Annotated in this window: 22 protein-coding genes and 2 pseudogenes; 15 read left to right on the top strand and 9 right to left on the bottom strand. The window is 67.2% G+C overall.

The genetic code is table 11. From position 1 onward, the window contains the following. Nucleotides 1-223: pseudogene (locus KTN05_RS10655) on the bottom strand (hypothetical protein); the annotation flags it as partial. Between the two features lie 117 nt (nt 224-340). Continuing rightward, the gene (locus KTN05_RS10650) at nt 341-2,221 is read right to left on the bottom strand and encodes an acyl-CoA synthetase (protein WP_217329375.1); all 1,881 of its coding nucleotides are present in this window, start codon (nt 2,219-2,221) and stop codon (nt 341-343) included. A 183-nt stretch (nt 2,222-2,404) separates the two neighbouring features. Between KTN05_RS10650 and KTN05_RS10645 the strand changes: the two genes are divergently transcribed. The 13 genes from KTN05_RS10645 (at nt 2,405) to KTN05_RS10585 (ending at nt 15,202) form a co-directional block, all read left to right on the top strand. Beyond that, nucleotides 2,405-2,944, top strand: coding sequence for a CAP domain-containing protein (locus KTN05_RS10645; RefSeq protein ID WP_254368123.1), 540 nt, complete (start codon nt 2,405-2,407; stop codon nt 2,942-2,944). A gap of 157 nt (nt 2,945-3,101) precedes the next feature. Next, nucleotides 3,102-4,124: a cytochrome c oxidase subunit II gene (gene coxB, locus KTN05_RS10640; protein ID WP_254368122.1), complete on the top strand. Its 1,023-nt coding sequence runs from the start codon at nt 3,102-3,104 to the stop codon at nt 4,122-4,124. Beyond that, on the top strand, nt 4,121-6,667 hold the full coding sequence (locus KTN05_RS10635; protein ID WP_217329373.1) for a cbb3-type cytochrome c oxidase subunit I: 2,547 nt from the start codon (nt 4,121-4,123) through the stop codon (nt 6,665-6,667). The genes coxB and KTN05_RS10635 overlap by 4 nt, the downstream gene beginning before the upstream one ends. Continuing rightward, the gene (locus tag KTN05_RS10630) at nt 6,664-7,035 is read left to right on the top strand and encodes a hypothetical protein (RefSeq protein WP_371823335.1); all 372 of its coding nucleotides are present in this window, start codon (nt 6,664-6,666) and stop codon (nt 7,033-7,035) included. Before KTN05_RS10635 ends, KTN05_RS10630 begins: the two co-directional genes overlap by 4 nt. Then, nucleotides 7,029-7,601: a cytochrome c oxidase assembly protein gene (locus KTN05_RS10625; RefSeq protein ID WP_217329372.1), complete on the top strand. Its 573-nt coding sequence runs from the start codon at nt 7,029-7,031 to the stop codon at nt 7,599-7,601. Before KTN05_RS10630 ends, KTN05_RS10625 begins: the two co-directional genes overlap by 7 nt. Further along, nucleotides 7,598-8,728 (top strand): c-type cytochrome, encoded by a 1,131-nt coding sequence (locus tag KTN05_RS10620; RefSeq protein ID WP_217329371.1) that lies wholly within the window; start codon nt 7,598-7,600, stop codon nt 8,726-8,728. The genes KTN05_RS10625 and KTN05_RS10620 overlap by 4 nt, the downstream gene beginning before the upstream one ends. 557 nt (nt 8,729-9,285) lie before the next feature. After that, nucleotides 9,286-10,050: an SDR family NAD(P)-dependent oxidoreductase gene (locus KTN05_RS10615; protein ID WP_217329370.1), complete on the top strand. Its 765-nt coding sequence runs from the start codon at nt 9,286-9,288 to the stop codon at nt 10,048-10,050. Nucleotides 10,051-10,080: 30 nt separating this feature from the next. Further along, entirely contained in the window at nt 10,081-10,488 is a 408-nt protein-coding gene (locus tag KTN05_RS18115; RefSeq protein ID WP_217329369.1) for a cyclophilin-like fold protein, read from the top strand. 51 nt (nt 10,489-10,539) lie between these two features. Further along, nucleotides 10,540-11,289: a dihydrofolate reductase family protein gene (locus KTN05_RS10605; RefSeq protein WP_217329368.1), complete on the top strand. Its 750-nt coding sequence runs from the start codon at nt 10,540-10,542 to the stop codon at nt 11,287-11,289. Nucleotides 11,290-11,399: 110 nt separating this feature from the next. After that, nucleotides 11,400-12,143: an SDR family oxidoreductase gene (locus KTN05_RS10600; RefSeq protein ID WP_217329367.1), complete on the top strand. Its 744-nt coding sequence runs from the start codon at nt 11,400-11,402 to the stop codon at nt 12,141-12,143. 212 nt (nt 12,144-12,355) lie between these two features. Next, nucleotides 12,356-13,126 carry a sugar dehydrogenase complex small subunit gene (locus tag KTN05_RS10595; protein WP_371823334.1) on the top strand — a complete coding sequence of 257 codons (771 nt, stop codon included), beginning with the start codon at nt 12,356-12,358 and terminating at the stop codon, nt 13,124-13,126. A gap of 1 nt (nt 13,127) precedes the next feature. After that, nucleotides 13,128-14,720, top strand: a complete 1,593-nt coding sequence (locus tag KTN05_RS10590; protein ID WP_217329365.1) for a GMC family oxidoreductase — start codon at nt 13,128-13,130, stop codon at nt 14,718-14,720. Beyond that, nucleotides 14,717-15,202 carry a cytochrome c gene (locus tag KTN05_RS10585; protein ID WP_217329364.1) on the top strand — a complete coding sequence of 162 codons (486 nt, stop codon included), beginning with the start codon at nt 14,717-14,719 and terminating at the stop codon, nt 15,200-15,202. The genes KTN05_RS10590 and KTN05_RS10585 overlap by 4 nt, the downstream gene beginning before the upstream one ends. Before the next feature lie 24 nt (nt 15,203-15,226). Here the strand turns inward: KTN05_RS10585 and KTN05_RS18560 are convergent, their stop codons facing one another. Then, complete coding sequence (locus KTN05_RS18560) at nt 15,227-15,421, bottom strand: hypothetical protein (RefSeq protein WP_305799905.1); 195 nt, start codon at nt 15,419-15,421, stop codon at nt 15,227-15,229. Between the two features lie 113 nt (nt 15,422-15,534). Between KTN05_RS18560 and KTN05_RS10575 the strand changes: the two genes are divergently transcribed. Next, nucleotides 15,535-17,133 (top strand): peptide chain release factor 3, encoded by a 1,599-nt coding sequence (locus KTN05_RS10575; RefSeq protein WP_217329363.1) that lies wholly within the window; start codon nt 15,535-15,537, stop codon nt 17,131-17,133. A gap of 76 nt (nt 17,134-17,209) precedes the next feature. On the opposite strand, the gene KTN05_RS10570 is transcribed toward KTN05_RS10575, so the two are convergent. The 3 genes and pseudogenes from KTN05_RS10570 to KTN05_RS10550 form a co-directional block, all read right to left on the bottom strand. Beyond that, entirely contained in the window at nt 17,210-17,629 is a 420-nt protein-coding gene (locus tag KTN05_RS10570) for an OsmC family peroxiredoxin (RefSeq protein ID WP_305799904.1), read from the bottom strand. A 500-nt stretch (nt 17,630-18,129) separates the two neighbouring features. Continuing rightward, nucleotides 18,130-19,094 (bottom strand): annotated as a pseudogene (locus KTN05_RS18110) (integrase core domain-containing protein); the annotation flags it as partial. Between the two features lie 276 nt (nt 19,095-19,370). Continuing rightward, the gene (locus KTN05_RS10550; RefSeq protein WP_217329360.1) at nt 19,371-21,653 is read right to left on the bottom strand and encodes an adenosylcobalamin-dependent ribonucleoside-diphosphate reductase; all 2,283 of its coding nucleotides are present in this window, start codon (nt 21,651-21,653) and stop codon (nt 19,371-19,373) included. Between the two features lie 185 nt (nt 21,654-21,838). Between KTN05_RS10550 and KTN05_RS10545 the strand changes: the two genes are divergently transcribed. Continuing rightward, nucleotides 21,839-22,147: a hypothetical protein gene (locus tag KTN05_RS10545; RefSeq protein ID WP_217329359.1), complete on the top strand. Its 309-nt coding sequence runs from the start codon at nt 21,839-21,841 to the stop codon at nt 22,145-22,147. Between the two features lie 20 nt (nt 22,148-22,167). Here the strand turns inward: KTN05_RS10545 and KTN05_RS10540 are convergent, their stop codons facing one another. From KTN05_RS10540 to thrS, 3 genes are all read right to left on the bottom strand, one after another. Continuing rightward, nucleotides 22,168-22,806, bottom strand: coding sequence for a DsbA family oxidoreductase (locus KTN05_RS10540; protein WP_217329358.1), 639 nt, complete (start codon nt 22,804-22,806; stop codon nt 22,168-22,170). A gap of 190 nt (nt 22,807-22,996) precedes the next feature. Further along, a complete protein-coding gene (locus KTN05_RS10535; protein ID WP_217329357.1) occupies nt 22,997-23,203 on the bottom strand; it encodes a cold-shock protein in 207 nt (68 codons plus the stop codon). A 230-nt stretch (nt 23,204-23,433) separates the two neighbouring features. Next, entirely contained in the window at nt 23,434-25,380 is a 1,947-nt protein-coding gene (thrS, locus tag KTN05_RS10530; RefSeq protein ID WP_217329356.1) for a threonine--tRNA ligase, read from the bottom strand. Between the last annotated feature and the right edge of the window lie 129 nt (nt 25,381-25,509).

The following is a 25,509-nucleotide window of genomic DNA, read 5'->3' as shown; positions in this document are numbered from 1 at the left end:
ATGGCGGGCTGTTTCGGCATGAGAAGGGCTCCTCGTGGGGACGCCCAAGCCTACCAGATCCGGCTGCGGACAGGAGGTTTTTCAGCGGTTCCTTAAGATCTGCGCTTAGTGCGCTGAGGTTCAGAAAATCCTTGATCTTGTCAAGGGTGGGCGCTGACTGGCAGTATTCGATGGCTTCCTCAAGCAAGTACGAGCGGTCCGATTGAGGCGCAACTACATCCATGGCTGATACCTTTTTCTATGGGATGACACTTCCGTCAGTGCCTTCCAGACTTTTAGACGTGGGACAGTCTCTCTGGCAATGAAGGAACAGCGACGGCTTTGTTTTAGCCGAAGAAAGTCACTCCCACTCCCACGGCCGCGTGAAATTCCCCAGCCGCTCCGTCACCGCCGCCTCGTCGCAGCCCGGCCCGCGGGCGATCCTGGCGACGAGGCCGCGTTTCTTGTCGTCCACCACCTCGACGACATGCGTTCCGCAATCCGCCAGAGCCGCGTCGTAGATGCGCCTGATCGCCAGTTTCCGCAGCGCGGGCTTGAAGATCTTGCCGACGGCGGTCTTGGGAAGTTCGGGCAGGATCTCGACGTATTTCGGCACCGCCGCGCGTTCCGAGATATGCTCGCGGGCGTGGTCCAGCAGCGCCTGCTCGGTGACGGAGGCGCCGGCGACCAGCTCGACATAGGCGCAGGGCAACTCGCCCGCGAAGCTGTCGGGCTGGCCGATCGCGCCGGCGAAGGCGACGGCGGGGTGCGACAGCAGGGCCTCCTCAATGGTCGCCGGGTCGATGTTGTGGCCGCCGCGGATGATGAGGTCCTTGGCCCGGCCGGTGATCCACAGATAGCCGTCGGGGTCCATCCGGCCCAGATCGCCGGTGCGCAGGAAGCGGCCATTGGCGAACAACTCGCGGTTCTGGTCGGCCTCGGTATAGGTCGAGCCCTCGAAGACGCCGGGGTTCGACACGCAGATCTCGCCGATCTCGTCGGTGGCGCATTCCTGGTAGCCATCCGGCGTCTTCTTCAGGATGCGGAGCTCGGTATAGGGCAGGGGGATGCCGACCGAGCCGACCTTCTTCAGCCCGTCCACCGGGTTGCAGCTGACGAGGCAGGTGACCTCCGTCAGCCCGTAGCCTTCGGCGATCTCGACCCCGGTCGCGGCCTTGAAGCGGTTGTAAAGCTCGATCGGCAGCGGCGCCGAGCCCGAGATCGCCACCCGCAGGGATGAGACATCCGCGTTCACCGGACGCTGCATCAGCGCCGCGATGGCGGTCGGCACGGTGATGAGGAAGGTCGCGCGCCAGCGTTCGATCAGCTTCCAGAAGTTGTCGAACACTCCTTCGCCGCGATAGCCGGCGGGCGTCGGCATGACCATATGCGCGCCGGAATAGACGCAGCTCATCAGGATCGGATAGGCGGCAAAGACGTGGAACAGGGGCAGCGGGCACATCAGCACGTCGTTTTCGTCGAACAGCAGCGAGCCGCCCAGAAAGCCGTTATAGATCATGCCCGACACCTTGTGCTGGGCCAGCTTGGGCAGGCCGGTCGTCCCGCCGGTATGGAAATAGGCGGCGACGCGATCCTCGGGCGGATCGTCGAACAGCAACGCGTCGTGACGGCGGGACGAGGCGAGCGCCTCGAAATCCTCGACCTTCGCCTTGTGCCGGGCCTTGACGCGCGGGCGCAGCAGCGGCACCAGCCAGCGCTTCGCCCCGCCCAGATAGGCGTTCAGATCCACCTGCAGGATGGTTTCCACGTTCGGCGCCAGCTCCGCCGCCAGCGCGGCCTTCTGCGCGACATCGGCCTTGGGGAAGGATTTCAGCGTGACCAGCACCTTGGCGCGGGTCTCGCGCAGGATGCCGGCGATATGCTCGGGCTCCAGCAGGGGGTTGATGGGGTTGACGATCCCGGCCGTCGCGCCGGCCAGCAGCACGATCGCCGCCTCGGGGCAGTTGGGCAGCAGATAGGCGACCGTGTCCTTGGGCCCGATCCCGAGTTCGCGCAGCAGGTTCGCGGTTTCGGTGACGCGCTGGTGCATTTCGTCCCAGGTGAGGGTGCAGCTGCGTGAATGAGGGTCCGAGAGCAGCTGGAAGCTGAGCGCGGGGCGGGGGCCGAAGCGGTCACGGGTGCGGGTCAGCAGGCGGTAGATCGTCTCGGGCACGGCGCGCTGCGCATAGGGCGCCTGTTCTTCGATCCGGTCCCTGTCGGCGATGCCGCTGAACGTCCCCATGAAAACCCCTCCCGTGGTCGCTTGCAAAGAATGGGCCGAAGTGATGGCGCGACTCAAGCGCCCTGCGCGGTGAACGCGGCGTCAGGAGGTTCGTTCACATTGTCGGCAACTGGAGATTGAGCAAACGGCTCCCGTGCGCTACCACGCCGCGATCGAAACGCGCGAATGATGCGGAGAATGCACATGGGTATTGCGAGACTCGCCTGCGCGGGAATCCTGGCCGCGGGGCTGCTGGCGGGCTGTGCGTCCGAGCCGCCTGGCGCTGGCGGGGGCGACGATCCCCACGCGATGCAACTGCTCGATGCGGGGCAGGCGACCTGCCGCCCGACCACGGCGGCAGAGAATGCGGCGGGCGTTGCCGCGACCAACCGGGCGCGAGCGGCGCGGGGGCTGGGGCCGGTGCGCGCCGATGCGCGGCTGGCCGAGGCGGCGGCGAAGCACGCTTGCGACATGGCGCAGCGCGGGCGGATGACGCATATCGGCAGCTCGACTCACGGGCCGTCGCCGCGCGTGAAGGCGGCGGGATATGCGCCCTCCGTCACGGCCGAGAACATCGCGGCGGGGCATTTCGACCTGAACCGTGTGTTGGCCGAGTGGAACCAGTCCTCGGGCCACCTTTCCAACATCGTCATTCCGCAGGTGCGGGATTTCGGCATCGGCAGCGCCGTGGGCGCGGATGGCAAGACGCGGTTCTGGGCGGCGGTCTACGGCGCGCCGCGCTGAGCCACCGCCCCCCGTCCTGCTTCAACGCATCGGGAAAGCCGTTGGCCGCGTGATGGCGCCGGGTTAGGCTGCGCCATCACCTTCCCCGACGGGAGTGTCTGCGGCGATGCGGTTTCATGCGGAAGTCAGCGCCCAGGGCGGCGGGCCGCGCCGCGACTTGGGCGTTGTTTCCGAACGAAAACCCTGGGCCGCGCCTGCTGCGTTCCGCCAAAACCGTCTGCGGCGAATCGCCGCGTTTTCCATCTGCGCGCTGCTGCTGGGCGGGTGCGAGGGCGCCCATTCGATGCTGGAGGGCGCGGGCACCGGCGCTGCGGCGGTCGAGCGGCTGTTCTGGGTCATGCTCGCAGCGGCGGCGGTGATCTGGGCCGGGATCATGGCGCTCGCCTTCCATGCCGCGCGGATCAAGGCCCAGCCGGAGCGCGAGGATACCGCCGAAAAGTTCGTGCTGCTGGGCGGGGTGGTGTTCCCCACCGTCACGCTGATCGCGCTGCTGATCGCGGGCATGCTGCTGCTGCGCGGCATGATCGGGGGCGAGCCCGACCTGCATGTCGCGGTCGAGGGCGAGCAGTGGTGGTGGCGCGTCGATTACCGCACCCCTGACGGCGACGTTTCCACCGCCAACGAGATCCGCCTGCCGCTGGGCCAGACGGTCGAGCTTTCGCTGACCTCTACCGATGTGATCCACTCCTTCTGGGCGCCCGCGCTTGGCGGCAAGATGGACATGATCCCCGGCCGCACCACGACGCTGAAGCTGACCCCTGTCGAGGCGGGCCGCTGGGGCGGCGTCTGCGCCGAGTTCTGCGGCACCGCCCATGCCCAGATGCGGTTCGAGATCGTGGTCCTTCCGCCCGAGGAGTTCGAGACGTGGCTTGCAGCCGAGGCGCGACCCGCCGCGCCCGCCGCATCGGCCGACGGCCAGCAGGTCTTTCTGACCGCAGGTTGCGGCGCCTGCCATGCGGTGCGGGGCACCGGAGCGGCGGGCACCGCCGGGCCGGACCTGACCCATCTCGCCGCGCGGGCGACGATCGCCTCGGGGATCCTGCCGCTGACGCGCGAGCAGCTGCGGGCGTGGATCGACGACCCGGACGCGGTGAAGCCCGGCGCGCTCATGCCCGCCTTTCCCGACCTTGCGCCGGCACAGATGGAAGCGCTGCTCGATTATCTCACGGGGCTGACATGACCTGGATCGACCGCCTCGCCCCGCCGCCGCCGCCCGACCCCGACCGGCACGCCGCCGAGACCGCGCGGCTGAACGAGGTCTGGGAGCAGCCCAAAGGCATCGCCCGGCTGACGGTCGTCAACAACAGCTCCATCGGCAAGTGGTATCTGATCGCCTCAATGGCGTTCTTCACCTTCGCGGGCATTCTCGCGCTGCTGATCCGCCTGCAACTGGCGGTGCCGGACAACGACCTGCTGACGGCCCGGTTCTACAACCAGGCCTTCACGCTGCACGGCACGGCGATGATGTTCCTGTTCGCCGTCCCGATCTTCGAGGCGGTGGCGATCCTGATGATGCCGTCGCTGCTGGGCACGCGCGAGATGCCGTTTCCCCGGCTTTCCGCCTTCAGCTTCTGGTGCTTCGTGATCGGCGGCGTGTTCGTCTGCGGCTCGATCCTGTTCGACGCGGCGCCCGACAGCGGCTGGTTCATGTATGCGCCGCTCTCGTCGGACACCCGCCAGACCGGCATCGGCACCGACATCTGGCTGCTGGGCCTCAGCTTCATCGAGGTCGCCTCGATCGCCGCGGCGGTGGAACTGATCGTCGGCGTCCTGAAATGCCGCGCGCCGGGAATGCGGCTGAACCTGATGCCGCTCTACGGCTGGTATGTGCTGGTCGTCGGCGCGATGATCCTGTTCGCCTTCCCGCCCCTGATCGCGGGCGACCTGATGCTGGAGATGGAGCGCGCCTTCGACTGGGCGTTCTTCGACGTGACGCGCGGGGGCGATCCGCTGCTGTGGCAGCACCTCTTCTGGATCTTCGGCCACCCCGAGGTCTATATCGTCTTCCTGCCCTCCATCGCGCTGATCGCGACGATGCTGCCGGCCTTCACCCGGCGCGGGGTGGTCGGCCATTCCTGGATCGTGCTGTCTGCGGTCGGCGTTGCCTTCATCAGCTTCGGGCTGTGGGTCCACCACATGTACACCACCGGGTTGCCGGAAATCTCGCTGGCGTTCTTCTCGGCGGCCAGCGAGGCGGTGGCGATCCCGACCGGCATCCAGATCTTCTGCTTCATCGCGACGATCTACATGGGCACATTCGTCCGCTCGATGCCGATGCTGTTCGCGGCGGGGGCGCTGGCGATCTTCGTCTTCGGCGGGCTGACCGGCGTGATGATCGCGGTGGTGCCCTTCGACATGCAGGTGCATGACAGCCATTTCATCGTGGCGCATCTGCATTACACGCTGATCGGCGGGGCGCTGTTCCCGCTGTTCGCGGGTTACTATTACTGGTTCCCGTTCGTCACCGGCCACATGCTGTCGCGCAAGGCCGGTCTGTGGGTGTTCTGGCTGATCTTCGGCGGCTTCAACATCGCCTTCCTGCCGATGCACTGGACCGGAATCATGGGGATGCCGCGGCGGGTCTGGACCTATTCCGCCGCCGACGGCTGGTCCACGCTGAACCTCGTGTCCACCATCGGCGCGTTCGGCATCGCGGCGGGCTTTCTGATCCTCGTCATCGACTCGCTCCGCCCCAAGAACCGCCAGCCGGATTGCGTGAGAAACCCGTGGCAGGCGCCGGGGCTGGAATGGATCGACAAGGTGCCGGGCAAGAACTACGGCCTGCGCTCGATCCCGCTGGTGACGACCCGCTATCCGCTGTGGGACCAGCCCGATCTGCAACGGCAGGTCGAGGCGGGCGAGTGGTTCCTGCCCGACGCCCCCGAGGGCAGGCGCGAGCTGATCGTGACCGACGTGCTGGACGCCGAGCCGATGTATGTCCAGCGCGTCCCCGGCCCCGGCTGGCTGCCGTTCTTCGCCGCGATCGCGCTGTCGCTGGTGTTCATCCTGACGACCTGGCACCTGTGGATGCTGGTGATCGTCAGCGCCATCGCCTTCGTCGTGCTGCTGATCTGGTGGCTCTGGACCGGCACCGCCCGCCCGCCGGAGACCCACGCGAAGGACGTGGGCCGCGGCCTGCGCCTGCCGGTCTATGCCTCGGGCGACGGCTCGGCCGGGTGGTGGGCGATGTTCATTACCATGACCGGCGACCTGACGGCGTTCCTCGGGATCGTGTTCGCGTTCTTCTTTTTCTGGACCGTGCATGACCCGTTCCCGCCGGTCGGCTCGGGCCTGCCGGACACGGGCTTTCTGATGATCGCGGCGGTGCTGCTGATCGGCGCGTGGGTAGCGGTCGGCGCGTCGAAGCGCCTCAACCGCAACGGCCGCGTCAATGCCGCGCTGTGGCTGCTGGTGGCGGGGCTGCTTGCCGCGATGGGCGGCTGTGCCGCGTTGATCTGGGCGCTGCGGGTCAATGGCCTCGATCCGACCGCCCACGCCTGGGACGCGACCTGCTGGCTGCTCGCCCTGTGGGTCTGCGCGCATGTCGGCATCGGGATGCTGATAATCGGCTACTGCGCGGCCGGCATCTTCTGGCGCAAGATCACCCCCGCATGGGACGCCGATCTTGGGAACGTGGCGCTTTACTGGCACTTCGTGGGGCTGAGCGTCGTTGTGACCCTGACGCTGCTGGGCCTGTTCCCGCTGCTGAGGGCCACGCCGTGAAATATGAACGCATCATCGACAAGGGTTCGGTCTGGGTGCTGGCGGCGCCGCTGACGGTCTGGGCCGGGCATTTCCTGCTGAGCTACTGGGTCGGCGCGGTCTGGTGCGCGAAGGGCTGGGGCCCGCTGGTCGATACCCGCATCGTCATGGTCGTGCTGACCCTGTCGGCATTGCTGGCCGTGTCGCTGCTGGCCCGCATCGCCCGGCAGCGCTATCGCGGCGTGCTGGTCGTGGACGAGGCCATCGACGATCCGACCGAGAACGGCCGCACCCGCTTCATGGGCCATGTCGCGCTGATGCTGTCGGTGCTGGCGGCGGTGGCGATCGTCATGACCTTCCTGCCGACGCTGGTGTTCGAGCGATGCTGACGCCGCGCCGCATCCTCGCGCTGGCGCTGCTGCTCGGCGTGCTCTCGCCCCTCGCGGCCTCGCGCAGCGGCGGCTCCATCCTGATCCACATGGGGGTCCACCTGGCGCTGGTGGCGGCGATCCCCGCGCTGCTCGCGCCCCGCCTTCCCGTGCATGTCGGGGCGGGCCTTCTGCTGGCCGCGGCGGGGCTGGAGCTGCTGGCGGTCTGGGGCTGGCACCTGCCCGGCCCGCATATGTGGGCGCGGGTATCCACAGGCGGCTGGTTGCTGGAAAAGGCGAGCTTCCTTGCCGCCGGTCTCGCCGTCTGGGCCGTGGCCGCCGGTGCGGGCGCACTGGGAGGGGTGGCGGTGCTGCTGTTCACCTCGATGCACATGACGCTGCTGGGGGCCATCCTGACGCTGGCGCCGCGCGATCTCTATGGCGGGCTCTGTGCCGGATGGTTCGGCCTGACCGCGCTGCAGGAGCAGCAACTCGCCGGCGCCGCGATGGCCGGGATCGGCGGCGCCATCTATCTGGTCGCCGCGCTGGCTCGGCTAGGGCCGACGCTGCGGAGGGCGGCCGTATGATCCTGCGCGTGACATGGCGCAGGGCGGTCGCCGCGTTGGGGGCCCTGCTGGTCGCCGCCTTCGCCTTCTGGTGGGTGGCGCCCTACGACATCTCGGCCCGCGTGCCGCATTGGCGCATCTTCGGCGAGGCGCTGCACGGCTACATGAACAACGCCGTCCGCCTGCGGACGCTGGGTGTCCGGCCGCCGCCGCAGGTCGATCTGGACGATCCGGCGCTGCTGCGGCTGGGGGCTTCGCATTTCCTGACCGGCTGCGCCACCTGCCACGGCGCGCCGGGGGTCGAGCGCAATCCCATCGTGCAGATGATGAACCCCGAAGCCCCCTATCTGCCCGACGTGCAGCCGCGCCGGCCCGCAGCGCTGCACTGGATCACCTATAACGGCATCAAATATACCGGCATGCCCGGCTGGACCGGCGAAGGCCGCGAGGACGAGGCCTGGGCCGTCGCCGCCTTCCTCGCGAAACTGCCGGAGATGACCGAGGAAACCTTCCGCGCGCTGGCTTTCGGCAGCACCCTGGCGCCTGCGCCGGTTTCGGCGATCCCCTTCGGCCAGCACAGCGGTGCGCTGACGACATTCGGCGGCTGCGTCCGCTGCCACGGGTCCGACGGGCTGGGCCGCGACGGCACCGCGCCGCAACTGGCCGGGCAGACGGCAGCCTATCTGCGCCGGGCGCTCGGCAACTATGCCGGCAACCACCGCCAGAGCGGCATCATGGAGCCGATGGCCGCGCCCCTGACCGACAGCCAACGCGACAAGCTGGCGGTTTATTTCGCGGCCCTTCCCTTCGCGCCCCCCCCTGATCCGCCCCGCCCCGCCGCGCTGGCGCAGGGCGACGCTGCGCAGGGCGAACGGCTGGCGCGTCAGGGCGATCCGGCCCGCAACATCGGCGCCTGCCTCGGCTGTCACGGCCAACCCGGCAATCCCGCCCCCCGCATTGCCGGCCAGCATCCCCGCTTCCTCGCCGACTGGCTGCGCCTCTGGCGCACCGGCCCGCAAGCTCCCGGCCCGCACGCCGAGCGCATGGCCGCCGCCGTGCGGATGCTGTCGGACCAGGACATCGCGGATTTGACGACGTATTTCGCGGGCAGCGATTCAACCGCGGCGACTGTGGCGAGGGTTCCGTAGAGGGTTGGTCGCCCGGCGCTCTTGCCTGATGTCCTGATCCGCTGAAGCAGCAGGGTGTCAATTCTGGAAATCTTCCCCATGAGAGCGAACGAACACTGCAACCCTCAGCACGCTCGCCTTCACTGGACGGCCGTCGGGGTGCGTCTCGACCTCGGTGCGGCAATGCTCCAGCGTCGGCCCGCTGCCGTCTCCTGAGTTGCCCATGCGGCGCGTTTGCCCATGATGCGGCTGTTATCAGCATGAACTGGGTCTGCCATCCTGTCCGCTGTCAGGCGGACTCTGAGATGGCGGTCAACGCGGGTCGGGACGGCGCGGTCATCCGGTTCGGGCCGGGCAAGAAGCGTGGGACGCGATGCTGCAGCCGAACCGTTATGAGCCATGTCGCGTTGCAGTAGTTCAGGGTGCTCAGGCGGTGATCTGGTGATGGGCGGCGGCAATGGAGCCGCCGGCCTGCGTGCTCACGCAGGAGAGAGCGGCATGGGCCCTCTTCGTAAGACCTTCCGCCGGCCCTCCGCCGCGGCGGGTAGAACATCCTGCGACAATCAGGGGAGACCGGAATGAACCCGCGATATGACTTCAGTGGAAAGGTCGCCTTCATCACCGGCGGCGGCAGCGGCATCGGGCGGGAGGCCGCGCTTGCCTTCGCGCGCAACGGCGCGAGCGTGGCGGTCGTGGGCCGCACGCGGGACGAGCTCGACGAAACGGTGCAGATAATCGGGCAGGACGGCGGGCGTGGTCTTGCCGTCACCTGCGACGTGGCGAACGGCGACGAGGTGAAGGCCGCGGTCGGGCGCACCGTCGAAGCCTTTGGCCGCCTCGACTTCGGCTTCAACAACGCCGGGATCGAGCAGCCGGTCGCGCCGCTCCACGAGGTGACGGAGGAGGACTGGGACCGCCTCCTCGACGTCAACCTTCGCGGCGTCTTCCTGTGCATGAAGCACGAGGCCCCGCAGATGATGAAGCAGGGCGGCGGCGTTATCGTGAACACGGGCTCGGGTGCGTCGGTCATGGGGATCAAGGGTCAGGCCGCTTACTGCGCCTCGAAATTCGGGCTGATCGGCCTCACCAAGGCGGCGGCTCTTGACTATGCGGGTGCGAACATCCGCGTGAATGCGATCTGCCCCGGCTATGTGGACACGCCGATGATGGACCGATTCACGGGCGGCACGCCCGAGGGCCGGCAGAACGTCATCGACAATGTGCCCGCAGCCCGGCCCGCAAGCCCGCAGGAGATCGCGGCGAATGTGCTGTGGCTGTGCTCGGACGGCGGCGCCTACATCGTCGGCCACGCCCTGGTGATCGACGGGGGCCAGACGATCTGACGAGCGCTCTTGCGACAAGGAGGAACAAATGTGCGAAAGATCGCATTGGCAGGCGCTATCCTGTCCGCTTTCACCGGTGCTGCCATGAGTCAGGAGCGCATCGTCGTTTCATCGGATTGGGGCGAGGTCTCGGCCGAAGTCGCAGATAACGAGGCCGGCACGGCGTTCCTGCGAATGCTGCCGTTGACCATCGAGATGCAGGATCATCTGCGGCAGGAGAAAACCGGCCGTCTGCCAGGTCCGTTGCCCGAGGGCGAACGGCAACGGAACTTCTCTGCGGGAACTCTCGGCGTCGGGAGCACGCGCGATTTCGTCATCTACTACCGCGGCGGGCGGGTTCCCGATCCCGGCATCGTCATTCTGGGACAGGTCGAAGGCGACGTGTCGATATTCGACCGGCCGGGCAGCGTCACCGTCAAAGTGACGCGCCCCGACTGATCCCGACGCACCACGACGTCATGCCCTGATTTCCTCCGGCGAAGGCCCGGCATGGCGCTGCAGCACGATCTTATGGAGACCATCATGCAGAAGCCCTATGTCATCATCCACACGCATACGTCGATCGATGGAAACATCGATATCATGCCGATCCCCGAGTTCGAGGCCGCCAGCCAGCGCTATCAGGATCTCGCGCTGACGCCGGGCAAGCAGGTGCTCGGCATCGATGCCTACCTGAACGGAAAGACCTCGACGGAGGACAACATCACCCACTACCGCACCCCGGAGATCGACGAGAGCGCCGCCGAGGTGCCCGAGGGCGACTATATCGCCGAGCCTCACGCGGAGATGTTCTACATCTCGATAGACCCTCGGGGCGAACTGGCCTTCGAGTCGAATACCTACGGCTACGGGGGCGCGCCGGCGCATTTCGTCGAGGTGCTCACCGATGCCGCGAGCAACGCCTACAAGGATTTCCTGCGCCGCAAGCGCATCTCCTACATCGTCGCGGGAAAGGAGCAGGTCGATTTCGAGGTCATGCTCGACAAGCTCCACGGCATCGGTATCAGGCGTCTGATGATCGGCGGCGGCGGCACGATCAACTGGTCGTTCCTGCAGGCGGGCCTCGTCGATGAGGTAAGCTCGGTCATCGCCCCCATCGCCAACGGCGATCCCGAGGGCAACCGCTTCTTCACCGCACGGGAGCCATACAGCACGGTTGCGCCGATCGGCTTCCGGCTCACGCATGTGGAAGACCTCGGCGACAGCGTGGTGTGGCTGCGCTACGCGGTCCAGAAGTAGCTCGGGTCCAATCCCGATCGGCAGTTCAACCCGGCGGAAAATCCGCCAAGCTCGTGAAAGGACGGGCGTCGCCGGAATTCGGCTTCGGACAGCCGATGCCCGGCGCAGATATGGAAAACATCCAAGGAAAAATCGTCGTCATCACCGGCGCCTCCAGCGGCATGGGGGCGGCCGCGGCGCGTCACCTCGCCGCAAAGGGCGCCAGCGTCGTCCTCGGCGCCCGCCGCGCCGAGCGGATCGAGGCGCTCGCGGCCGAGATCACTGAGCCAGGCGGCAAGGCCACTTCCGTCGCCACCGACGTGACGAAGCGGGACGACGTGGAGAAGCTGGTGGACACCGCCGTCCAGACCTACGGGCGGATCGACGTGCTCATCAACAACGCCGGCATCATGCCGTTGTCGCCCATGGACCGTCTGAAGGTCGATGAATGGGACCGGATGATCGACGTCAATCTCAAGGGCGTGCTCTACGGCATCGCCGCCGCGCTGCCCCGCATGATCGAGCAGAAATCGGGCCACATCATCAATCTGTCCTCGGTCGCGGGTCACAAGGTCTTCGGCGGCTCCACGGTCTATTCCGCGACCAAGACCGGGGTGCGGATCATCTCGGAAGGGCTGCGGCAGGAGGTGGCGCCCCACAACGTCCGCGTCACGATCATCTCGCCGGGCGCGGTCAAGACCGAGCTTCTCGACCACATCAGCGAGGCGGACGTCCGAGAGGCGAACCAGGACTATGTGGGCCAGGTCGGCGTGCCCGCCGAAACCTTCGCCCGCCTGGTCGCCTTCGCCATCAGCGAGCCGGAAGACGTCGGCATCAACGAGATCCTGTTCCGGCCGACGGCGCAGGAACTCTGACCACGACAAACAGGGCAGGAAGGCGGTGGCGCGGGCCTTCATCGCGGGCCGCCGAGCGGACCGGGTCATCTGGTCGGGCGGAAATTGACCGAAAGAGGGTCTGGCGCGGTGCTGAAGGAGGCCGGGCTGGTGCGCGCCGCCGACCTCGCGATGGAGGCGTCCTGCTGGAGGTGCCGGCTACGGGTGCGCGACGAGAGCCTTGCATTATTCCGATGGGTGTGGGCGGGAGAAAGCAGACTGGAAAACGGCTGAGGCCGCGGGCGCTTTTCCCGGCCGCCGCCAGATGGCGCCCCGGACGCACGGTGGAACTCGGATGCGTGATCCTCGTTGAGGCCCACGCGCCATGCGCTTGCAGGCATCGACGGTTGCTCGGATCGGCGGCTCAATGCGAGGGAGATACGATGTTTCAGCACTCCACCACGGCAGCGCCGGGATTCAGTCGCCGCAGCGTGTTGTTTCTGGGTACCGGGCTTGGCGCGGGATTGCTTTTCGGATCGTTGCCGTTGGCCGCGGGGGCGCAGGAAGCTGCGGGCGGACTTGAGGAGTTCATGCGAGTCTCCGCACGGCTCACCGGCCATGACGACCTCCCCCCGGCGCAGGGCCGCGTGGCGTTCGAGGCGCTGTCGGCGCGGTTCCCTGGCTTCGACGCAGGACTCACTCAGCTTGCCGGCTTCATGGACGAACGCGGCACCGAAGCGTCGGGGCTCCAGACAGCGCTTGACGAGGCGGGGGCCGAGTTCGCCTGGATTCCACGCCAGATCGTCTCGGCCTGGTATCTGGGCGTGGTCGGCGTCATCGACTCGCCGGCCGACGCCGAGGCCGGGCTGGTGCCGCCCGAGGCGGTCGAGGAAGGGACGCCCGCCGCCATGCACACCGTCGCCTGGGAGCAGGCGCTGATGTTCGCGCCGCTGGCCGGCACCATCCCCATCCCCAGCTACGTCTATCGGGAAAACTGGGCCGAGAAACCCGAAAGCGGAGGCTGAGATGGTTCACGACAGCAAAAGCTCGGCCGATGTGGTCATCGTCGGCTCCGGCGTCGCGGGGGCCATTGTCGCGCTGGAACTGGCGAAGGCGGGTATCGACACGATGATGCTGGAAGCCGGGCCGCGGCTGCAGCGCTGGCAGATCGTCGAACGCTTCCGCAGTTCCCCCGCCAAGGGGGATTTCCAGGCGCCCTATCCGCCCAGCGTTCACGCCCCGCACCCGCAGTATTCGCCCCCGAACGACTATGTGATCCAGAAGGGTCAGGACCCCTATATCGCCGGCTACATCCGCGCCGTGGGGGGCACGACGCTGCACTGGAACGCCATCGCCCCGCGCTTCCTGCCGTCGGACTTCAGGGTCCGCAGCGAATTCGGGGTCGGGCGCGACTGGCCTTTCGGCTATGACGACATCGAGGCCGATTACTACCGGGCCGAGCTGGAACTTGGCGTCGCGGGCAATCTGGACGACGACCACGGCTCGCCCCGCACGCAGCCCTTCCCGATGGATGGCAAGCCGCTGCTGTCCTATCTCGACCTTCGCGTGCAGCAGGTGCTGGGCGAGAAGGGCTGGAAGGTCGTCCCCGACATCGTCGCCCGCAACAGCCGCCCCTATGACGGCCGCCCGGCCTGCGAGGGGAACAACACCTGCGCCCCGATCTGCCCGATCGCGGCGCAATACAGCGCCGGCGACACCGTCCGCAAGGCCGAGGACGCGGGCGCGACGCTGGTGACGGATGCGGTCGTCCACCGCGTCGAGCTTGGCCCCGACGGGCGCGTGGCGGCCGTCAGCTATCTTGACCCGCAGGGGACCGAGCACCGCATCACCGGGCGCTATTTCGTCCTGGCCGCGAACGCCATCGAGATCCCCAAGCTGCTGCTGATGTCGGAAGGGGTCGCGAACAGCTCGGACCAGGTGGGCCGCAACCTGATGGATCATCCGGGCAGCTCGATCACTTTCTACTCCAGCGAGCCGCTGTGGTCGGGGCGCGGCCCGCAGCGCAACAGCTATATCGAGGGGATGCGCGACGGGCCGTTCCGGTCCGACTACGCCGCCGCCAAGATGAACGTCGGCAACTACAACCGCATCCGCCAGGTGACCGAGGAACTGGTCAAACGCGGCGTCTATGGCGCCGAACTGGACGGGATGATCGCCGACTTCGCGAGTCGGCAGATTTTGTTCACCGGGCTTTACGAGCAGCTTCCCGACCCTGAGAACCGGATCGTGCCGAGCGCCGAGCACAAGGATGCGCTGGGCCTGCCCCGGCCCGAGATCACCTGGCGGATCGAGGATTACGTGCGGACCTCGGATGCCAAGGTGAAGGAGCATTTCACCGCCTTCGCCGAGATGCTGGGCGGGACCGAGGCCGTGTTCGGCGACGGTTTCTCGTCCAACAACCACATCATGGGCACGACGATCATGGGCGACGATCCGGCGGATTCGGTCGTGGACCGCGACTGCCGCACCCATGACCATGACAACCTGTTCGTGGCCTCGTCGAGCGTGTTCCCCTCGGGCTCGACCGTGAACCCCACGCTGACCATCGCGGCGCTGTCCTACCGCATCGCCGACACCCTGCGGGAGGCGATGCAATGACATTCCAAGGCAAGGACATCACCGCTTCGCCGGGCAGGAACGGGCTTCGCCTCCTGAGTGCGGCCGGAGTGCTGGCCGCCAGTCTGACCGTTGCGCAGGCGCAGGAGCCCGAGGAATCGCCCCTGATCGCCCCCGAGCAGCTTGCCTTGCTGCGCGCCGAGCCGCTGGAAAGCCCCGGCGACGTGGCGGCCACGCCGGAACGGCTGTTCCTTGGCAACTGCTCCGCGTGCCACGGCACCGGCAAGGTCGGCAACGGCGATCCGGCGCGCCTCACGCAAGTGACCCTGCACGGGGTGCATCGCGGAGAACCGGGCAACGTCTCGATGCCGGGCTTCGAGGCGGGCATGACGGACCAGCAGGTGGCCGATCTGGTGGCCTGGCTCTCCGAGGCCAGAACCGGCACACCTGTCGAGGTCAGCGCCGAGATGGTCGCGCAGGTCCGTACAGAGGAGCAACCGATCCTCAAGCCGCTGGACGAATGAGGGACGAGGCGAAGCAAGGGCCTGTCACCCCGACCGGCCGCCGTGACGGTCGTGGCCGAGGTCGGCGATCTCGGACCCGATGGAGCACAGGATCTGGATCAGGCTCGCTCGGATCAGCCGCTCCGGCGCAATCGAGGGACGGCCGCAGACGGTCGTGTCCCATGCGCACAGAAGCGGGGTCGAGGCTGACCGACACCGGGCGCGAACGCCTGCGAGCATCCGCGATCACCGCGAGACTTCGGCGCACGTCGCGGAACAAATGGTTACACTGCGGTGGAAAAGGTTACATGGCATCGGTTGCGGGGGCAGGGCGCGCGCGGTAAAGCCCGCCCATGCTGGACAATCGCCCCGAGCTTCCGCCCGAAATCGCCCGCCGCCGGACCTTCGCGATCATCGCGCACCCGGACGCGGGCAAGACCACGCTGACCGAGAAGTTCCTGCTGTTCGGCGGGGCGATCCAGATGGCGGGGCAGGTCCGCGCCAAGGGTGAGGCGCGGCGCACGCGGTCCGACTTCATGAAGATGGAGCAGGACCGGGGAATCTCCGTCTCGGCCTCGGCCATGTCGTTCGACTTCGGGCGGTATCGGTTCAATCTGGTGGACACGCCCGGCCACTCGGATTTTTCCGAGGACACCTACCGGACGCTGACCGCCGTGGACGCCGCGATCATGGTGATCGACGGCGCCAAGGGTGTCGAAAGCCAGACCCGCAAGCTGTTCGAGGTCTGCCGGATGCGCGACCTGCCGATCCTGACCTTCTGCAACAAGATGGATCGCGAAAGCCGCGACACCTTCGAGATCATCGACGAGATCCAGGAAAATCTGGCGATCGACGTGGCCCCCGCGTCATGGCCGATCGGGATGGGGCGGGATTTCATCGGCACCTACGACCTGCTGCACGACCGGCTGGAGCTGATGGACCGCGCCGACCGCAACCGGGTGGCGGAATCGATCAGCATCTCGGGGCTGGACGATCCGAAGCTGGCCGAGCACATTCCTGCCGCCCAACTCGCCAAGCTGCGCGAGGAGGTCGAGATGGCGCGCGAGCTGCTGCCGGCCTTCGACCGCAAGTCCTTCCTGGAAGGCCACATGACGCCGATCTGGTTCGGCAGCGCCATCAACAGCTTCGGCGTCAAGGAGCTGATGCTCGGCATCGGCGAGTTCGGGCCCCAGCCGCAGCCGCAGACCGCCGCCGAGCGTCAGATCGCCCCCGAGGAAGGGAAGGTCACCGGCTTCGTCTTCAAGGTGCAGGCCAACATGGACCCCAGGCACCGCGACCGGGTGGCCTTCGTCCGCCTCGCCTCCGGCCATTTCGAGCGCGGGATGAAGCTGCTGCATGTCCGCTCGAAGAAGCCGATGGCGGTGTCGAACCCCGTGCTGTTCCTCGCCGCCGACCGGGAGCTGGCCGAGGAGGCCTGGGCCGGCGACATCATCGGCATTCCCAATCACGGCCAGCTTCGCATCGGCGACGCGCTGACCGAAGGGGAGCCGCTGCGCTTCACCGGGATTCCGTCGTTCGCACCGGAGCTTCTGCAGACGGTTCGCGCGGGCGATCCGATGAAGGCCAAGCATCTGGAAAAGGCGCTGATGCAGTTCGCCGAGGAGGGGGCCGCCAAGGTCTTCAAGCCCACCATCGGTTCGGGCTTCATCGTCGGGGTCGTCGGCGCGTTGCAGTTCGAGGTGCTGGCGAGCCGGATCGAGCTGGAATACGGCCTGCCAGTGCGCTTCGAGGCGTCGCAATTCACCTCGGCCCGCTGGATGGCGGGACCGAAGGACGCGGTGGAGAAATTCGCGGCCTCCAACAAGCAGCATATCGCGACGGACCACGACGGCGATCTGGTGTATCTGACGCGGTTGCAATGGGACATCGACCGCGTGGTGCGCGATCATCCCGAGCTGAAGCTGACCGCGACGAAAGAGATGATGGTGTGACATTCGACGCGCTTCGGGTGGAGACGCGTCGGTGCCGGCTGCGGGATCAATCCGCAGCCGCGCCTGAGCGTTCGGCCTAAGCGACCGTCAGATCCATCGTCACTTCCGCGTTCAGCACCTTGCTGACCGGGCAGCCCGTCTTCGCCGCTTCGGCGGCCTTGCGGATCGCGGCCTCGTCGCCCTGACCCGAGATCCGGGTGGTCAGATGCGCCTTGGTGATGGTGAAGCCGGCCTCCTGCTTCTCGATCGTGACGGCGGAGGAGGACTCGATCGTGACGTCCGTCACCCCGGCCTGCTCCAGCTGCCCCGACAGCGCCATGCTGAAGCAGGCGGCATGGGCGGCGCCGATCAGTTCCTCGGGGTTGGTGCCCTTCTGGTCGCCGAAGCGGGTGTTGAAGCCGTAGGCCGAGTCCAGCACGCCCGATTCGGTCGAGACCTGCCCCTTGCCTTCCTTGATCGTCCCTTGCCACTTCGCGGAGCCCGTTCTGGTCGTCATCGTCATCTCTCCTGATCTGTCAACGTCAATCAAACTGCCTGACGCTGCTGTGGTTCAACACACCGTGCGTTCCGGTTTGGGGTGGCGTCAAGGGCCCGGCGAAACTATGGGCGTTCTCCGCGGGAAGCGGTTGGCTCGGCGACGGTCTGGCCATATGGTCGCGCAGCTTTCTCAGGAGACGTGCAGGCCGTTGATTTCCACCCGGAACTGACGCCGGTTTTCCGTCGAGAACTGACCCACCTTTACGTTGTGTTTCGTGGGTCAGGCTCGGGTCGAGGCAGAACCAACCTCCGTCGTTTTCCTGGCTGCGGCGGGTGTGCTCCGACCCCTGACCTGGCCCCTGCTGTGCCCCCGACCTTCATCCACCTGAAACCAGAGCCGGCGGGTGACATTTGCCCACTTGCGCGGAGGAGCAATGGGCGATCGGCGGAACGTTTCCATCGCGTGTAGCCGATCGCCCGTTGCGGCGAGTTGGGCGGCGAAGGGTCGACGCACTGCGTCGATGGGGTCTGGTAGCCGAGTGCCGAATGGGGCCGGGACGCGGTGTAGTCGGCCACCCAGCTGGCGACGATGCGGCGGGCCTGATCGCGGCCGAAGAACAGCGTCTCGTTCAGCAGCTCGTCTCGCATCTTCGAGTTGAACGCCTCGCAGATGCCCCTCTGCATGGGCTTGCCGGGCGCGATGAAGTGCCAGGACACGCCGATCTCTCCGCTCCAGGCCAGCATCGCATTCGAGGTGAACTCGGTCCCGTGTTCGCTGACGATCAGGCCTGGCTTGCCGCGCCGGGCGATCAGAACCCTCAGCTCCCGCGCGACGCGGCGCCCCGAGATCGAGGTGTCGACCGCGGCGGCGAGACGTTCCTTCGTCACGTCGTCGATCACGTTGAAGATCGGAACCGGCGGCCGTGGGCGAACTGGTCGTGGATCGAGCCATGGAGCCGCCACCGGTTCGAGGCCCATCGCGAGGGTGGACCGACCAGCGTGCGTTCGGCACGGCCACCGTCAGCAGCGGCACCCGGGTGCCGGTCGCCTTCTGCCGTCCCCGCCGCTGCGCACCGACAGGCTTCCTCCGGGTAGAGCCGCTGGTCTTCGTGCGGTTCACGACATGTCCCTTCCGCCTGAGCAGAACGTGCAGCCGCCGGTAACCGAACCGGCGGCGCTCGGACGCCAGGGCCCGCAGGCGCTCGCGCAGGTCATGGTCGTCGGGGAGTCGGCTGCGGTAGCGGACGGACGTCCGATCCGATCACGGCACACGCCGTTGTTCGCTACAAACAGTCCACTGGACTGTTTGCTTCACGCTCCAACCTCGCTCAGTTCGTGGCACTCCACGAGCATCGCGACGGCTTCGCGCCCGGCGGCGGGCGTCACCACTTTCGCGAGAGGAGATCCTTCAGCGCAGCCTGATCGAGCAGCGACTCCGCCAGGAGCCGTTTGAGCCGGGCGTTCTCATCCTCGAGCGCCTCCAGCACCTTCTCGCGCAGCGCACCTTCGGGGATGTCCTGCAGGTGGCGGCGCCGGTCGCGACGCACTCGGCCGTATAGCCGCGCCGTCATGACGGTTATGTGTGTGCCCCGGCTGCCCGGGAAGGCGTCGCTGGCTGCAGATGCGAGCGGCGCATTACCCATCATGCCCGAATTGGCTGTAATGGGCCGATGGCCAGCTTATGACTGCAGAATGGCCAGGTTATACCCAAAAATGGCCGGGAATTGCTTGTCCCAGCACCAACACACACCTTCCCCCCTTCACGAACACTTCGAATGGCCGCAATCCATGCAGGTCAGGCAGTTCTCCACCTTGCGGACGTTCGAGCCGCTGCAGGCGGGGCAGAGCGGGCCGCGCGGGCGCCCGGCGGTAACTGACGAGCCGCCCACCTGGGCGATCTCGGCCTGCGGATCGGATTTCAGGCCCAGACCTTCGCCTGCCAGCGAGCCGGTGGCGATCATGTGCCGCTCGATCACGCCGCCGATCGCGGCGAGGATCGAGGGGACGTAGCGGCCGCCGATCCAGGCGCCGCCGCGCGGGTCGAAGACGGCCTTCAGCTCCTCGACCACGAAGCTCACATCACCGCCGCGGCGGAACACGGCCGAGATCATGCGGGTCAGCGCGACGGTCCAGGCGTAATGCTCCATGTTCTTGGAGTTGATGAACACCTCGAACGGGCGCCGGTGGCCGCCCTGCACGATGTCGTTGATGGTGATGTAATGGGCGTGCTCGCTGCCGGGGAACTTCAGCTTGTAGGTCGCGCCTTCCAGCGCCGCCGGGCGGTCCAGCGGCTCGGTCAGATAGACCACGTCGGCGCCCTTGTCGGCCTGCGGCTGACTGTCGGCGGTTTCGCTGACCGACAGGACGCTGCCGGTCACGTCGTTGGGGCGGTAGGTGGTGCAGCCCTTGCAGCCCAGATCCCAGGCTTGCAGGTAAACGTCCTGGAAGGCGTCGAAACCGATATCCTCAGGGCAGTTGATCGTCTTCGAGATCGACGAATCGACCCATTCCTGCGCCGCCGCCTGCATCGCGACGTGATCGGCGGGGGCGAGCGTCTGGGCGTCCACGAAATGCGCGGGCAGGGGGGCGTCGCCTTTCAGGTTGCGCCACATCTGGACGGCGTAGTCCACGACCTCCTCCTCGGTGCGCGAGCCGTCCTTCTGCAGCACCTTGCGCTTGTAGGCGTAGGCGAAGACCGGCTCGATCCCGGAACTGACGTTCCCGGCATAGAGGCTGATCGTCCCGGTGGGCGCGATCGAGGTCAGCAGCGCGTTGCGGATGCCGTGGGTGCGGACGGCCTCGCGCACGTCGTCATCCATCCGCTTCATGAAGCCCGACTCGAGATAGGCGTCGGCGTCGAACAGCGGGAAGGCGCCCTTTTCCTGCGCGAGCCCGGCCGAGGTCAGATAGGCCGCGCGCGCGATCCTCTTCATCCAGCCGCGCGTGACCTCGACCGCATCCGGTGCGCCATAGCGCAGCCCGACCATCAGCAGCGCGTCGGCAAGCCCGGTGACGCCCAGGCCGATCCGGCGCTTGGCGGCGGCCTCCTGCGCCTGCGCCTCCAGCGGGAAGTTCGAGGCGTCCACCACGTTGTCCATCATCCGCACGGCGGTGCCGACCAGCTCGTCCAGCGCGGCCTCGTCCAGATGCGCGGCGTCGGTGAAGGGCTCGCGCACCAGTCTAGCGAGGTTGATCGAGCCGAGCAGGCAGGCGCCATAGGGCGGCAAGGGCTGTTCGCCGCAGGGGTTCGTGGCGGCGATCTGCTCAGCGTAATGCAGGTTGTTGTCGGCGTTGATGCGGTCGATGAAGATCACGCCCGGCTCGGCGTAGTCATAGGTTGCGCGCATGATCCGGTTCCACAGATCGCGCGCCTGCACGGTGTGATAGACCTTGCCGCCGAATTGCAGATCCCACGAGGCATCGGCCCGCACCGCCTCCATGAAGGCGTCCGTGACCAGCACCGACAGGTTGAACATCCGCAGCCGGGCGCTGTCCTGCTTGGCCTTGATGAAGGATTCGATGTCCGGATGGTCGCAGCGCATCGTCGCCATCATCGCCCCGCGGCGTGAGCCCGCCGACATGATCGTGCGGCACATCGCGTCCCATACGTCCATGAAGGACAGCGGCCCGGAGGCGTCGGCGGCGACGCCCTTCACCTCGGCCCCGCGCGGGCGGATGGTGCTGAAGTCGTAGCCGATGCCGCCGCCCTGCTGCATGGTCAATGCGGCTTCCTTCAGCGCCTCGAAGATGCCGCCCATGCTGTCGGGGATGGTGCCCATGACGAAGCAGTTGAACAGCGTCACCGATCGCCCGGTGCCCGCGCCCGCGAGGATGCGGCCGGCGGGGAGGAAGCGGAAATCCTCGAGCGCGGCGTAGAAGCGGTCTTCCCACGCGGAGGGGTCGGCCTCGACGCTGGCGAGGTCGCGGGCGACGCGGCGCCAGCTGTCCTCGACGGTGAGATCGGCCGGCTGGCCGGATTCGTCCTTCAGCCGGTATTTCATGTCCCAGATCTGCTCGGCGATGGGGGCGGCGAAACGGGTCATGGCGGCAGTCCTTGGTGTGGTCGTCGTGATGTCGGTGTGAAGGTCCCTCATGCACCGCCAGGCGGCGGCGGGCAAGAAGGAGGCGGCGGAGAACATGCCCGAAAGAAGAACCTGATTATTTCTCTATGGTAATCTGCCGCACCTCTGTCATTCTGCTCCCACCGAATCTCAGGGGAGCCATTCCGATGACCCGCGTCCTTCTTCCGGCACTCGCCACCATCCTCGCGCTGACCGCCGCTCCGGCGCTCGCACAGCAGGCGGAGCCGACCATCACCGAAACCCCGGACGGGGTGATGACCTACGGCATCTTCGAGCCGACGGTCGAGCATGGCGACATGGCCGAGTGCCCCGCCGCGCTGGCGCAGGAGGGGCGGATGTGCCGGCTGGTGCTGCAGAACGACGCGCTGTGGGTCTTTGCCTTCGCTGAAGGCGGCGACATGGAGATGCAGGCGGTGGCGGAATATCCGCTGGACGCGCTCGGCTTCCCGGACTGACGCACCGACGGGCGGGGCGGTCAGCCGTCCTCGCCCGCCAGCTCGTCGATGACGCTCTGCCACAGGCTCGCGGGCTGGGCGCCGGGGACGACATGGGAGTTGGCGACGATGAAGGTCGGAACCGCGCTCACCCCGCGTTCGCGGGCGTGAATTTCGGCGGCCAGCACGGTGTCGCGGTCGGCGTCGGTGGCGAGCAGCCGCTCGATCACCGTGCCGTCCATCCCGGCGGCGTCCGCGATCTGCGCCAGCACGTCGGCGCGGCCGATATTGCGCCCCTCGCGCCAATGGGCGGCCATCATGCCCGACATCACGCGCGTCTGCGCCCCCTCGATCCGCGCCCACAGCATCAGGCGGTGCGCGTCGGTCGTGTCGGGGATGCGCTCGATGGCGGCCATGTTCAGCCACAGGCCCAGCCGCTCGGCGGCCTCCAGCACCGGGCGGTTCGCCTCGATGATGCCCTTCTCGTCCTTGAACCGGGCCAGCATGTAGGTTGTGTGCGCCATCCCCGATTTCGGCATGTCGGGGTTCAGACGGAACGGGTGCCAGGTCACGACGAACGGGTGGTCGGGGCGGCTTTCCAGCGCCCGGTCAAGCTCTGCCTTGCCGATCAGGCACCACGGGCAGACCGGGTCGGCGAAGATGTCCAGCGGAACGCTCATGCGCGCGCCATGGCAGAGGCGGCCGGGGGGCGGCGAAGGCTTCGGGAATTATAAGTCATGGTTCATTCATGGTGCCGGCGAGCGGCCTGCACAAGACCCGGCGAGGCCGGGGCCCGAAATGCAAACGGCCCACCGGGGGCGGGCCGTGGAAAAGTCGCGATAGGCGCGCTGCGCAGCCGGGATCGGCCGATCAGAGCAGGCGCAGGTCCGAGGCCGAGGCGCGGCCGTCGCGGCCCGACTGCAGCTCGTATTCGACCTTCTGGTTGTCGTTGAGGCCCGTCAGGCCGGCACGCTCGACCGCCGAGATGTGGACGAAGACGTCCTTGCCGCCATCATCGGGGGCGATGAAGCCGTAACCCTTGGTACCATTGAACCATTTCACAGTGCCGGTCGCCATGACCTTGTCTCCTTCAGTCTCCCGGCGGCGAGATTGCCGTTCCGGGCCGTGCAGCCCCTTCCGTAGTCCGGCTGCCCCGTGAAGGGAGGCGGTAGAAAGTCATGCAACGCCCGATAACGATGCCCGATTCGCGACGAAACGCAAGAGTTTGAATCACGCTTGCGCGACCGGAGCCGTGACGCAGCGGCAATTTTCCGCCACTTGACCAAAGTGGCAGTTGCCAGGACAGATCAGCGCAGGTCCGGTGGCGTCCCCTCTGCCACCAGCGCGGCGACTGCCTCGTCCAGCGCCTGCACGCGCGATCCCTGCTGGTCCAGACGGCGGATCGACACGGTGCGGTCCGCGACCTCCTTCATGCCGACGGCCATGATGACCGGCACCTTGCCCAGCGAATGCTCGCGCACCTTGTAGTTGATCTTCTCGTTGCGCGTATCCGCCTCGGCCCGGATGCCGGTCGCGTTCAGCGCCGCCACGACTTTGATCACGTAATCGTCGGCGTCCGACACGATCGAGGCGACCACCACCTGCCGCGGCGCGAGCCACAGGGGCAGCTTTCCGGCATAGTTCTCGATCAGCATGCCGATGAACCGCTCGAAACTGCCCAGCACGGCGCGGTGCAGCATGACCGGGCGATGCTTCTGCCCGTCCTCGCCCACATATTCCGCGTCCAGCCGTTCGGGCAGGTTCGGGTCCACCTGTAACGTGCCGCATTGCCAGTCACGGCCGATGGCATCGGTCAGCACGAATTCCAGCTTGGGGCCGTAGAAGGCGCCTTCGCCCTCGAAGATCTCGTAGCTGTGGCCTGCTGCGGTGACAGCGTTGGCGAGCGCCGCCTCGGTCCGGTCCCAGCTTTCGTCCGAGCCGATGCGCTTTTCGGGGCGGGTGGACAGCTTGATGCGCCACTTGTCGAAGCCGAGATCGGCATAGATGCCCGACAGGAACTCGATGAAGCGGCGGGATTCCGGCTCGATCTGGTCCTCGGTGCAGAAGATATGCGCGTCATCCTGCGTAAAGCCGCGCACCCGCATGATCCCGTGCAGCGCGCCCGAGGGCTCGTAGCGGTTGCAGGACCCGAACTCCGCCATCCGCAGGGGCAGGTCGCGATAGGATTTCAGCCCGACGTTGAACACCTGCACATGGCAGGGGCAGTTCATCGGCTTTAGCGCGTTGACGGTCTTTTCGCGGGCATGTTCCTCGTCCACCTCGACGATGAACATGTGCTCCTGATAGTTCTCCCAGTGGCCGCTTTCCTCCCACAGCTTGCGCGAGACGACCTGCGGGGTGTTGACCTCGACATAGCCGCCGCGGCGCTGCTGGCGGCGCATGTAGTCCTGAAGCGTGGTGTAGATCGTCCAGCCGTTCGGGTGCCAGAACACCTGACCGGGCGCTTCCTCCTGCATGTGGAACAGGTCCATCTCGCGGCCCAGCTTGCGGTGGTCGCGCTTGGCGGCCTCCTCCAGCATGGTCATGTGGGCCTTGAGCTCGTCCTTGTTGCGGAACGCCACGCCGTAGATGCGCTGGAGCATGGGCCGCGTGGAATCGCCGAGCCAGTAGGCCCCCGCGACATGGGTCAGCTTGAAGGCGTCGGCGGGAAGCTGGCCGGTCGTCTGCAGATGCGGGCCGCGGCAGAGATCCTGCCAGTCGCCGTGCCAGTACATCCGCAGGTCCTCGCCCTCGGGGATGCGGTCGATCAGCTCGACCTTGAAGGGCTCGCCGCGCTGTTCGTAGTAGTCGAGCGCGCGCTGGCGGTCCCAGACCTCGGTGCGGACCGGATCGCGGGCGGCGATGATCTGGCGCATCTTCGCCTCGATCGCGCCCAAGTCCTCGGGCGTGAACGGCTCGGCCCGGTCGAAGTCGTAGAACCAGCCATAGTCGCGCACCGGGCCGATGGTGACCTTCACGTCGGGCCAAAGCTCCTGCACGGCGCGGGCCATGACATGGGCGAAGTCGTGGCGGATGAGTTCCAGCGCCGGGGCGCTGTCCTTCATCGTGTTGATGGCGATGCGGCCCGAGGCTTCGATGGGCCAGGCGAGATCGATGTGGCTGCCATCCAGCGTCGCGCTGATCGCGTTCTTCGCAAGGCTCGGCGCGATGGAGGATGCGACCTCTGCGGCGGTGATGCCGGCGGGGTAGTCACGGCTCGCGCCGTCGGGGAAGGTGAGGGAAATCTGGGACATGCGTCCTCCCAATCGGTTTGGCGCCCACGGAACGCCCGGTTGCGGGTATGTGGGGGCGATGTGAACCTTGGGTCGCGCGGTGTCAATGGAGAGGGAAGCCGGGGGCTTCACGCCCCCGGACCCCCGTGG

It is taken from the genome of Paracoccus sp. Z118 (assembly GCF_019061185.1).
Taxonomy (GTDB): domain Bacteria; phylum Pseudomonadota; class Alphaproteobacteria; order Rhodobacterales; family Rhodobacteraceae; genus Paracoccus.
The sequence above is the reverse complement of the archived record's forward strand: the minus strand, read 5'-3'. Positions and strand labels throughout refer to the sequence as shown.